Source organism: uncultured Campylobacter sp. (assembly GCF_938030815.1).
GTDB lineage: Bacteria > Campylobacterota > Campylobacteria > Campylobacterales > Campylobacteraceae > Campylobacter_B.
On record NZ_CALHII010000094.1, the window covers coordinates 1 to 10,417 of the forward strand.

The window sequence follows — 10,417 nt, forward strand, 5'->3', positions numbered from 1 at the left end:
TACAAACGATGTATCGGTTGCACGACGTGCATGGCAGCCTGTTACTCAAGTGCCTACGAGCGCGGCAAGCTTGCTAAATCGCGACTTACCGTGCTTAGACAGGCTTACGGCGTTATGCCTACGCAGTGCAGGCAGTGCGATGACGGACCATGCGCAAACGTCTGCCCTACCGGTGCGCTTCGCTTCGATAATAACTATATCGAATTGCACGAAGAAATTTGCATCGGATGCAAGATGTGTACGCTCGCCTGTCCTTATGGCGCGATCAGCTCGAATGCCGAGCTTATGCCGTCAGTAAATTATGCGGTCGAGCCGAAGTATTATCTCGAGATCGAAAGCCAAGCGGGCGCCAAAAGCACCGCCATCAAATGCGATCTATGCAACGGACGCGAGAACGGTCCTGCATGCGTCGAGGTTTGCCCAACCAGCGCTATCATTATGATAGATCCTAAAGAGGGTAAGCATAAATTGGGCTTTGCGATAGACTACGATGCGGCTAATGCTTTTGCAAAAGATGTATTAAACGGCGAAATCAGTTGCGTCGCCAAAAAAGAAGGAGGCGCAAAATGATAAGCGTCTATACTTTATTTATCGTCAGTGCAGTAATTAGTATCCTTTTATACTGCGCTCCAAAAACTGCCGTTAAGGTGGGATTTGGATTAGGTGCTATCAGCTGTTTTTACGCGATGTGTCATTTCGTAGCCAATATGGGCGTAAGCGATAGCTTCGTTTTGGGCGGCACTTTCTTATATGCGCCAAAATTTGCTTTAAGTCCACTTGGAAATTTCTTCAGCTTCGTAGTCGTTTTTATAGGCTTTGCAAGCAGTGTTTACGGTATGAGCTACGCCGAAGAATATATCGGAAAGGCGAATATTGGCGTTTTTGCATGTTTATTTAATACCTTCATCTTATCTATGCTTTTAGTCATCAGCGCAGATAATGTATTTTGCTTCGCTGTTTTATGGGAGCTTATGACGCTAATCTCGTCATTTCTAATCATAGTAAACGATGGCAAAGGCACGCTCAAAGCTGTTATGGTATATCTAGGTATAGCGCAGATCGGTGCATTTTGTATAACCTGTGGATTACTCATCATTGCAAACTACGCAGGAAGCTTCGAATTTGCGGAGTGGGGAAAAGTAAATATGCCGATGGGCGCTTCCGTAGCAGCATTCATCTTGTTTTTGGTCGGCTTCGGCTCAAAAGCTGGAATGTGGCCTTTTCACGTTTGGCTACCGCAAGCTCACCCTGCGGCTCCATCAAATGTCTCTGCGCTAATGAGCGGCGTTATGATTAAAGTAGCGCTCTTTACCCTTGTTAAATTTACACTATTTTTACCGCTAAGTATCTATTTCGGACTTGCAGTTTTGATCCTAGGAGCGGCCAGCTCGCTTTTTGGCGTTTTATACGCGTTGTGCCAGCACGACTTTAAAGCGCTTCTTGCGTATCACTCGGTTGAAAATATCGGCATTATCCTACTAGGTCTTGGCACCGGAATTTACGGCGTCGCAGCAGGCAATGTAACACTAGCCGCAGTCGGATTTTTAGCAGGCTGCTACCACGTAGTAAATCACGCGATATTCAAAGGCTTGCTATTCTTATGTGCAGGCTCTGTAATCCACGCTACTCATACGCAAAATATGGACGTGCTAGGAGGGCTAGCTAAAAAAATGCCTCTAACTGCTGTTGGTATGTTTATCGGTATCATGGGTATCGCAGCGCTTCCTCCGGTAAACGGCTTCGTTTCAGAGTGGTTTACCTATCAAGGAATGCTTCAAGGTGCTAAGGAAAGCGGAATTTTCATCAGATACGCTTTCTCTTTAGCAGTAGTCGCACTTGCGCTTACCGGCGTTTTGGTCGGTATGCACCTTAAGCTTTATGCAGTAATCTTCGCAGGAACCCCAAGAGATGAAAAAATTTGGGAAAATGCAAAAGAAAGCCCATTAGGAATGGTTTTAGGAATGATCATTTTGATGATAGGTTGCGTGGGATTTGGCGTAGGCGCACACTTCATAGTCGATTACATCATGCAAGCGGTAAATTCTATCACTTCCAATAGAGAATTTGTCGCAAGCCTAGGTGCTTCGTCAATCACTTCGCCTTTGGGAAGTATCGTTTCAACTCCTCTTATTGCAGTGATTTTGTGTTCTACAATGCTGCTTCCGTTTATCATCCTAGCGGTTATGAAAGCAAATCGTGACAAACCTCGCGAGACAGATCCTTGGGCGTGCGGCTTTAAATATAGCCCTCGCATGCAGATAACTGGCGGTCCTTTTACCGGCGATTTAAGAAAGATTATGGACTGGTTATTTAGAGGTCATAAACGCAGAATAGAGCAAAACGGCTACTTCGGACCGATCGAGTATCACAACCACCCACGAGACATTTGGTGGACGATGATTTATCAACCGGTAATCGATTGGAGTAAGAAGATCGCCGATAAGATAGGAATTATTCAAAGCGGCTATGCAAATTTATATACGCTTTACATCCTAATCTATCTTTGCGCGATACTGGGCGTCGGATATTTCTTGATCTAGGAGGTTTAAGATGCAGACTATACAAACTATATTTTTAATGATATTTCAAGTCGCGGTTATCGTCCTAGTCGCTCCACTCTTCGACGGTATGGCGAGAAAACTTCGAGCCAAGCTTCAGTCGAAACAAGGAAGCGATTTTTTCCAGACTTACCGCGATATTATTAAGCTTTTTAAGCGCGGCAGAACCGTTCCTGCGTGCAGCCACTGGGTATTTAGGTGGGCGCCGTTTTTCCTTTTCGCTACTTCGGCAGCGATTTTGGCGGCTATTCCTATTACATACAGCAAAGATACCCTTTTCGGAGCGTATTCGGATATTTTCGTTATCCTATATCTAGGCGCGCTTTTGCGCTTCGTATTCGGTGCGGCTTCAATAGATAGCGGTAACCCGTTTGCCGCAACCGGCGGCGGACGCGAGCAGATGCTTGCCGTTTTTGTCGAACCTGTGATGATGATGTGCCTAATCGTAGTAATGATGGCTGCGGGAACTTCAAATTTAGTTGAGATCCAGCAGATGGTACGCAGCGGTCAGATCGGCTATCAAATTCCAAGCTTTGCTGTCGCTTCGATTGCGTTTTTATGGTGTATGTATGTCGAGACCGGCAGAAAGCCATTTGATCTTGCCGAAGCCGAGCAAGAGCTTCGAGAAGGTCTGCTTGGCGAATATGCAGGCAGCGATCTAGGCTTAGTGCAAGCGGCGCTTATTTTGAAGCAATTTGCGATGATCGGATTATTCCTAACGATATTTGAGCCGTGGAATTTTAGCAATCCGTTTTTGGCGATCATAATCTTTGTGCTAAAAACCGGCGTATTTTACGTAGCAGCCGTTTTCATCGACAACTTTGGACCACGCTTCAGAATGACTTCGAGCATGCGCAAAATTTCATGCGGCGCTCTTGCCATCGCTTTTGCGGCATTAACGCTTTACGTAGTAGGATTTTAAGATGAATAGTATCGATATTTTAGCAATTTGTATGATCGTAACGTCACTCGCGGTATTCGGACTTAGAAATTTAAAACTTTCGATCGGAATTTACGCGATTCAGACGCTATTTTTGGTAAGCATATTTTTTATGCTGTATTCTAACTTCAATGCGCCGCAGCTTAGAATTTGGGCGATAGTGGCGTTTTTTACGAAGGTTATTTTCGTGCCGGGAATTTTATTTTGGCTAGTTAAAAAGCTGGATGTGATCAGCGAGGATGAGCCGGTGGGTGGCTTTTTCGTAAGCCCCGTTATTGCGATGGGATTTTCGCTAGCGATTGCGATGACAATCAATCCGATCTTGCTTAAATTCTCTCTTATTCAAGAAAGAATCGTTCTAATAGCGGCGGTAACCGTATTTATGATGGGAATTTTCGGCTTCATGCTAAGAAATTCTTTCATCAAGCAAATTCTAGCCTACTGCCTCTTTGAAAACGGCATCCACCTAAGCCTTGCACTTATGGCTTACAACTCTCACGAGCTAGTCGAGCTTGGAATTTTAACCGATGCAATCTTTGCGGTTATTATTATGAGCATTTTGGCGGTTAGATTTTACAAAGCCTATGACGGACTTGATACGTCTAAAGCTTCGAATTTAAGGGGTTAATGATGAATAGTTTAGCTTTTATATTAATTTTTCCGTTGCTCGGAGCGCTGATATTATTCTTATGCCCTAAGAATTTCAAGCTCCTAAGCACGCTACACGTTTTGATTTCTGGGGTTACATCCGCAGGGCTACTCTGTAACGTAGGCAAGCTTATCAGCGGCAACTTCGAGGCTTTTTACGCATACGATAAATTTCTATTTCTAGATAGCCTAGGTTGCGTATTTTTAGTGCTAATCGCCATAACGGGCTTTTTGGTAAATTTATACTCCACCACCTATATGAAATGGGAGATACAGGGCGGTCATCTGGATCTTAGCGATCTTAGAAAATACTACGCGCTCTGTCACGTTTTCGTTTTTACGATGACGCTTAGCGTTATCTGCAATAACGTCGCGTTTATGTGGGCTGCAGTAGAGGCCACTACGTTAGCATCGGTATTTTTGGTCGCTATTCATAAAGACAAAAAATCTACCGAGAGCGGTTACAAATATATCGTTATCTGCTCGATCGGCTTGGCATTCGCGCTTTATGCGACCGTTTTACTATATGCGGCTACATTCAAAATCACGGGCGATGGCGAGGCTTCGATGCTTTGGACTAGCATTATGGATCACGCCAAAGGCTTAAACAAAGATGCCGCTAAGCTTATCTTTATATTCGCTCTAATAGGCTTTGGAACCAAAGCAGGACTTGCTCCTACTCACACTTGGCTTCCTGACGTTCACGCAGAAGGTCCGGCTCCTATTTCAGCGCTACTTTCGGGTGTGCTTTTAAAATGTGCGATGCTAGCGATATTTAGATATTACGCGGTAACCGCCGAAGCGGTAGGGCCAGACTTCGTTAAGCACGTGATGCTGATCTCGGGCACGATCACGCTATTTATAGCAGGAATTTTCCTTGTTCGTCAGCACGACGTAAAGAGGATGTTTGCTTACCACTCGGTCGTTCATATGGGTGTTATTGCATTTGCGCTAGGTATCGGCGGATATTTTGGCTTGCTTGCCGCGATCTTTCACTGCTTAGCTCACAGCTTTACTAAGGCTCTTGCATTCTGCTCTACCGGTAATATCGCTAGAATTTATGGTCACAAAGATATGTCTAGAATGGGCGGTATGGTAAAAATCGCTCCGCTTACTACGATAATGTTTGGTGCTGCGGTTTGCTCGCTCGTAGGCGTTCCTGCGTTTGCGATCTTTGTAAGCGAATTTAACGTTTTCAAAGGCGCGATAGCCAGCGGTCAATACATAGCCGTAGCATTATTTGCGATCGCGCTCGTAATTATTTTCATTGCGGACTTCGCGCACTTTAATCTAGCGAGCTTCGGTACGCCTAAAGGTGAAGTGGTTTATGCTAAAGAGATGAGCTTGTTTGAAAATTTACCGCTAATCTTGCTTTGCGCTTTAGTGATAATTTTCGGCGTATGGCACGTAGGTGATTTTTGGATGCTCGTCGAAAACGGCGTTAGAATAATGATGAGAGGTTAAAAATGAGAGGCGATAAATTTATAGAAATTTTAAAGACCAAAGTCAAGGTCTTAGAAGTTACCCGCCAAGCCGAGGATCAAATCACCGTTTTAGTGGATAGAAATGATCTGCCGCTTGCGGTTAAAACGCTGTATTATGACATCGGCGGTTTTATCAGCACGATGATTCCTAACGATGAGCGCGAGCTAAACGGAAATTTCGCGCTTTATTATGCGATATCTATGGAAGGTGGTAAGATGACCGAAGCGGAGGATTTTGCCGCAGAGGACAAATGCTTCATTACCGTTAGGACGCTAATTCCCGGATCGGATCCGACGTTCCCGTCGGTTACTCCTTTAGTGCCTGCTTGCGTATGGTACGAAAGAGAGGCCTTCGATATGTTTGGTTTAATCGCCGAAGGCTTGCCTGATAAACGTCGTTTGGTGCTAAGCGACGATTGGCCGGATGGGCTTCATCCGCTTCGCAAAGACGCGATGGACTATCGCTATAGACCCGATCCTGTAGATCATAAAGACGAACCTAATGCAGAGTTTTTATTTCCTAGCGGTGATGGCGTAGTGGATGTTCCGCTTGGACCTCTTCACGTAACGAGCGATGAGCCGGGGCACTTTAGACTATTTTGCGACGGCGATGAGATTATCGATGCAGACTACCGCTTATTTTATCAACACCGCGGTATGGAGAAGCTAGCTGAAAACCGAATGAATTACGATCAGATGGGCTACCTTGCAGAGCGCGTCTGCGGAATTTGCGGCTACGCTCACGCGATTGCGTGTATTGAAGCAGCAGAGAAAGCTATCAAGCTTGAAATTCCGCTTCGTGCGCAAGCTATCCGCGTCATCTGCCTTGAGATCGAGCGCCTTCACAGCCATCTTTTAAATATCGGTCTAGCCTGCGAGGTAACGGGCAACTACAACGCTTTCATGCATATCTTTAGAGTGCGCGAATACTCCATGGAGCTAGCTCAGCTCGTAACCGGCGGTCGCAAGACTTATGGCAATGTAATTATGGGCGGACTTCGCCGCGATATGACCGATAATGAAATTCGCAAGAGCATCGAGATCATCAACAAGCTCGATGTTCAAATTTCTGAAATTTGGGACGCCGTTATGGAGGATAAACGCCAAATCGGTCGCTGGAAAGGCGTGGGCGTATTAGATCGCAAAGTGGCGCGTGATTTTAGCCCAGTAGGTCCGAATATGAGAGCTTCCGGTTTTAAACGCGACAACCGCTACGATCACCCTTATGATTTCTTCAACAAGATAGAATTCGAAGTAGCCGTAGAGCACGGTGGCGATGTATTCAGTCGCGAAGTCGTAAGATATAAAGAGCTCAAACAATCGATCCACATCATCAGGCAGTGCTTGCATCAAATGCCACAAACTCCGATAATGATCGATCCACAGACTATGATCAGACCGGAAAACTACGCTTTAGGTCACGACGAAGCACCGCGCGGCGAAAATGTCCACTGGATCATGCAAGGAAACGCACAGAAGGTTTACCGCTGGAGATGTCGCGCCGCTACGTATAACAACTGGCCGAGCTTGCGATTTCAATTCCGCGGAAATAACATCTCCGATGCGGCGCTAATCGTATGCTCGATGGATCCGTGCTACTCATGCACCGAGCGCGTAACTTTAGTCGATATTAATAGCGGAAAGAGTAAAATTCTAACCGAAAAAGACCTTAAGAAATTTTGCCAAGACGGCAAGGTTAGCAAAAAGGATTTAAGATGATGAAATTATTCGACATTACCGAAAAATATGGCAAGGCGACCTATGCTTATCCGTTTGAGCCATACATCGTGCCCGAGAATTTTCGCGGGCAGCCTGAATACACCTATGAGCTTTGCATAGGCTGTGCTGCATGCGGTATCGCCTGCCCATCTAATGCGATTGAGCTTAAGATGAATGAAGCCCAAACCAAACTAATTTGGGAATTTGATTGCGGACGCTGCATATTTTGCGGTCGCTGCGACGAGGTATGCCCTACGGGAGCGGTAAGGCTAGGCAATAGCTTTGAGCTAGCGGTAAAATTTGATAAAAGCGCGCTTATCCAACACGGCGAGCTTGAGATGGAAAAATGCAGCTGCTGCGGCAAGCCGATGACCCCAAAAAGGCTTATCAACTACACGCTAGAAAAGCTAAGTACGGCAAATTTGCTTCCAGGCAGATTAGAAGAAGCTAAAAAATATCTCTACATCTGTCCTGAATGCAAAAAAGCTCAAGCGGTCGAAAGAGTGACTAAAGGTATAGAGGAGGCAATAAAATGAGTTTGTATCAAGTCCCCGAAAATATTAAAAACGCAAACGATCTAACCTCAAAATTGGAGCTTTTGAAAAATATCAAACGAAGCTTCAGCGTTTATCGTATCGACTGCGGAAGTTGCAATGGCTGTGAAATCGAAATTTTTGCTTCTATCACGCCGATGTGGGATCCGGAGCGCTTCGGATTTAAACTCGTAGCTAACCCTCGCCACGCAGATATCTTAGTCTGCACCGGTCCGGTTACTCGACAGATGTATTATCCGCTGCTCCGCGCTTATGAGGCTGCACCTGATCCAAAGATCGTAGTAGCTCTTGGAGCCTGCGGAAGCACTGGCGGAATTTTTCATGACGCATATAGCGTATGGAGTGGTATCGATAAGATTGTACCGGTAGATGTTTATATCCCTGGCTGCCCTCCGCATCCCGCTAGCATCATCTATGGTCTTGGCATGGCGCTTGGCATCATCGATCAAAAGCTTCAAAAGAAGAGCTATGAGCAAGATAGTACTCTTCCGCCACCGGTCAAGAATTCAGTTATAGGCGATATTTTATTCGAGCGCGATCTGCAAGCTGAAGCTAAGAGGCTAATGAGCTATATTTTCGGAAGAGTTTTATTCGCAAAATATATGGATGCGATCAAAACCTCATCTGACGTTCACGATCCAAAAGCTTCTCGCGAGGCTTTACTTAACGCTATCCATACCGAAGAGGATCCTAGATACGCGGAGTGCATGGCACTATTGCACAATGACGTATATCTAAAATACGCCCGCGCTACGGAGGAATTTAAGATCGATCCGCAAAAAGAGGTCTGGAGCAAACGATGATTGAGGTTTTTAAGCTTACAAAGCGGCATATGGACGAAAACGAAAATTTACCCAAAGAGCTAAAGGATATCAAGGTTTTTTCCACCTGCGTCGGTCACGGCGTAGGTACGATAGATTTTAGCGAAAAGGTACTTGAGATAGACGATGAAGAATTTAAACGCAACGTCGAGAACTCGGGCGACTACGTTAAATTTAAGATCGGTAACCTAAGCAAGTATTTCGAGATTGAAATTTTTGCCGAGCACGCAGCTAAGCTAATCCCTCAGCTTTGCGAATGTGAGCTTAAAGATCTGCTAAAAAATATGCGCGAAGGATACTTCGTGCTAAGGAAGGATTTTTGATGCGAAAGGCGTTGCTTTGTATCGGCAATCCCCTTCGCGGCGACGACGACGTGGGCAATGAAACGGGGCGAATAGTCGAGGCGAACCTAAAAGATTGGCGCGTTTTTTATGGGCAGGATGTGCCCGAAAACGAATTTGCAGCACTTAGGGAATTCGCCCCTGAAATTCTAATAGTAGTAGATGCGATGAGCGGCTTTGATGAGGATAAGATAGAATTTTTCGACCTCAGCAACGATCGCGACTATATCTACTCGACGCATAACCTGCCTACGCCGGTGCTTCTAAGCTATCTGCGCAAAATTTGCCCAAAGACATTGTTTTTGGGCATAAGCGTACTGCTCGATAATGTCCTTGATTTTAAAGAAGGGCTAAGCGAGAGCGCAAAAAAAAGTGCGCAAAAAGCTTATGAGCGTATCTTAGAAATTGATTCAAATTTAAATGAGGAGGAGTAAATGTTAAATCCTGCAGAAACCGCGCAAGCGGTGTCTAGTTCGATGCAACACAAGGCGCATACCCCGCTAATTAGCGTAATTTTTCTAGCTATAATGGCGGGCGCTGCAATCGCTATGGGCGATATTTTCTGGGCTCACTCGACCGTCGGAATGGCTGAAAAGCAATCTATTGGCTTATCGAATTTCATCGGAGGTATTACCTTTAGCTGCGGTCTGATGATGGTGGTTTTTTACGGTGGGCATCTATTTACCAGCTCTGTTTTAACGGGTGTGCCTGCTGCCGATGGCAAATTACCGCTAGGTAAAACAATCGGCTATTGGGCTATCGTTTGGTGTTTTAACTTCGTAGGCGGCGCGTTAATCGCGTATATGTATTATTACTCAGGACTTCCGCTTAAATATGACGGCTACATCTTGCAGCACTTCATTCCTGCAGCAGCAGGCAAAATAAACGCACCTTTTCATGAGCTATTCATCCGCGGAATTTTTTGTAACGTGTTTGTATGTATGTCTATCTGGACTGCGACCAGCGAGAGTAATCTATCAGGTAAATTCTTTGCAATTATGTGGATGATCGGCGCATTCGTAGCTTGCTCGATGGAACACTGCGTTGCAAATATGTTTATCCTAACTGAAGGCATCATCGCTAAAGGCCACTACCTTGCGGCTGCAGGTGGCGATGTAAATGCTCTTGCAAGCTCGCTTCACGGCGTAACGGCAGCTCAAATAGATTCAATAAACTGGGGAAATTTCATCGTTAAAAATATGATCCCGGTTACGCTAGGCAACATCTGCGGCGGTCTATTTTTCGTAGGCTTGGTCGGATTTATGGTCAATAAATACGATATGAAAAAGAAAGACTAATATATCGCGCTTCAGCACGATATAAACAAAATACGGCGCGGCACTTTGCCGCGC

At 45.3% G+C, this 10,417-nt stretch carries 11 protein-coding genes; all 11 read left to right on the forward strand.

Annotated elements, in window-relative coordinates:
- The coding region (locus Q0277_RS03325; protein ID WP_297995577.1) for a 4Fe-4S dicluster domain-containing protein at positions 1-570 on the forward strand (570 nt) is incomplete at its 5' end.
- Positions 567-2,540 (forward strand): proton-conducting transporter membrane subunit, encoded by a 1,974-nt coding sequence (locus Q0277_RS03330; RefSeq protein ID WP_297995579.1) that lies wholly within the window; start codon positions 567-569, stop codon positions 2,538-2,540. The genes Q0277_RS03325 and Q0277_RS03330, both read left to right, overlap by 4 nt.
- Positions 2,541-2,550: 10 nt before the next feature.
- Entirely contained in the window at positions 2,551-3,480 is a 930-nt protein-coding gene (locus Q0277_RS03335; protein WP_297995582.1) for an NADH-quinone oxidoreductase subunit H, read from the forward strand.
- Between the two features lies 1 nt (position 3,481).
- Positions 3,482-4,126 carry a hydrogenase 4 membrane subunit gene (gene hyfE, locus Q0277_RS03340; RefSeq protein WP_291936441.1) on the forward strand — a complete coding sequence of 215 codons (645 nt, stop codon included), beginning with the start codon at positions 3,482-3,484 and terminating at the stop codon, positions 4,124-4,126.
- Between the two features lie 2 nt (positions 4,127-4,128).
- A complete protein-coding gene (locus Q0277_RS03345; RefSeq protein ID WP_297995585.1) occupies positions 4,129-5,610 on the forward strand; it encodes a hydrogenase 4 subunit F in 1,482 nt (493 codons plus the stop codon).
- Between the two features lie 2 nt (positions 5,611-5,612).
- Entirely contained in the window at positions 5,613-7,349 is a 1,737-nt protein-coding gene (locus Q0277_RS03350; RefSeq protein WP_005871901.1) for a hydrogenase large subunit, read from the forward strand.
- Positions 7,346-7,885, forward strand: coding sequence for a formate hydrogenlyase complex iron-sulfur subunit (locus tag Q0277_RS03355; protein ID WP_177386902.1), 540 nt, complete (start codon positions 7,346-7,348; stop codon positions 7,883-7,885). Before Q0277_RS03350 ends, Q0277_RS03355 begins: the two co-directional genes overlap by 4 nt.
- Complete coding sequence (locus Q0277_RS03360; RefSeq protein WP_297995588.1) at positions 7,882-8,706, forward strand: NADH-quinone oxidoreductase subunit B family protein; 825 nt, start codon at positions 7,882-7,884, stop codon at positions 8,704-8,706. Before Q0277_RS03355 ends, Q0277_RS03360 begins: the two co-directional genes overlap by 4 nt.
- Positions 8,703-9,047: a formate hydrogenlyase maturation HycH family protein gene (locus tag Q0277_RS03365; RefSeq protein WP_297995591.1), complete on the forward strand. Its 345-nt coding sequence runs from the start codon at positions 8,703-8,705 to the stop codon at positions 9,045-9,047. Before Q0277_RS03360 ends, Q0277_RS03365 begins: the two co-directional genes overlap by 4 nt.
- Positions 9,047-9,499, forward strand: coding sequence for a hydrogenase 3 maturation endopeptidase HyCI (locus Q0277_RS03370; protein ID WP_291936428.1), 453 nt, complete (start codon positions 9,047-9,049; stop codon positions 9,497-9,499). The genes Q0277_RS03365 and Q0277_RS03370 overlap by 1 nt, the downstream gene beginning before the upstream one ends.
- On the forward strand, positions 9,500-10,363 hold the full coding sequence (locus Q0277_RS03375) for a formate/nitrite transporter family protein (protein ID WP_297995594.1): 864 nt from the start codon (positions 9,500-9,502) through the stop codon (positions 10,361-10,363). It begins immediately after the preceding gene.
- Positions 10,364-10,417: the final 54 nt, after the last annotated feature.